The organism is Chitiniphilus eburneus (genome assembly GCF_005048205.1).
GTDB classification, from domain to species: Bacteria; Pseudomonadota; Gammaproteobacteria; order Burkholderiales; family Chitinibacteraceae; genus Chitiniphilus; species Chitiniphilus eburneus.
In genome coordinates, this window is record NZ_SUMF01000080.1 from 1 (window position 1) to 1,036 (window position 1,036).

Genomic DNA, 1,036 nt, shown 5'->3' on the forward strand with positions numbered 1-1,036 from the left:
CGCCCTAGGTGTTGTGTCTCAATAGGTTGTTCACCCGAACGGGTCTGGGAGACTGGAGTTACCACGCTTCAGGGTCACAGAGGAATCCCGCCGGATGAACAGCCACAAGAATGCCAGACTCACCTTTGAAGGACGCAAGTTGCTCATTGAACGTATCGCCAGGATCGGACTGATGCCCGCGGCCAAGGCCGCAGGCATCAGCGAGCGCACCGCACGCAAATGGCTCAAGCGCTTTACCGAGCACGGTCTGGCCAGCTTGTATGACCGCAGTTCCCGCCCACAGACCACGCGCACCACCTGCGACTCGGCGCTGTGCCTGCGCATTGAGCAGCTTCGCCGTCACCGCATGCCCATGCGTGCCATCGCCCGCGTCGTCGGGCGCAGTGTGTCCACCGTCAGTCGTCTGCTGGCGCGCCTGGGTCTGTCCAGCCTGCGCGCCCTGGAACCTGCGATACCCGTGGTGCGCTATGAGCGACAAAGTCCCGGCGAGTTGCTGCACATGGATACGAAGAAACTCGGGCGCATTGCCGTCACGGGTCACCGCGCCAGCGGCGATCCACGTGACCACACCCGAGGCGCAGGCTGGGAGTTCGCCCATGTCGCCATCGACGACCACTCTCGGGTTGGGTTTGTGCAGGTGCTCGCGGACGAGCGTAAGAGCTCAGCAGTCGAATTCCTCAAGGCGGCGGTCACTCACTACGCGGCCTTGGGCGTGAAGATTGAACGGCTGATCACCGACAACGGTTCCGCCTACCGCTCGGGCCTGTTTGCCCGGACCTGCCAAGCGCTGGGCATCAAGCACAGCTTCACCAAGCCGTATCGGCCACAGACCAATGGCAAGGCCGAGCGGTTTATCCAGACGTGCCTTCGTGAGTGGGCCTATGGTCGGGTGTGGGCCAACAGTGCCGAGCGAACGGCCTGGCTGCCCGCATTTCTGAGCTACTACAACGCCCGAAGGCCACACTCAGCCCTCGGCCAAAAACCTCCAGCCTCCAGGCTTGGCGGGAACAACCTATTGCAACTCGACACCTAGGGC

1 protein-coding gene is annotated in these 1,036 nt (G+C 62.8%); it reads left to right on the forward strand.

Annotation, left to right across the window (positions count from 1 at the left end):
- Positions 1–94 precede the first annotated feature (94 nt).
- The gene (locus tag FAZ21_RS20040; protein WP_136775194.1) at positions 95–1,033 is read left to right on the forward strand and encodes an IS481 family transposase; all 939 of its coding nucleotides are present in this window, start codon (positions 95–97) and stop codon (positions 1,031–1,033) included.
- Positions 1,034–1,036 lie beyond the last annotated feature (3 nt).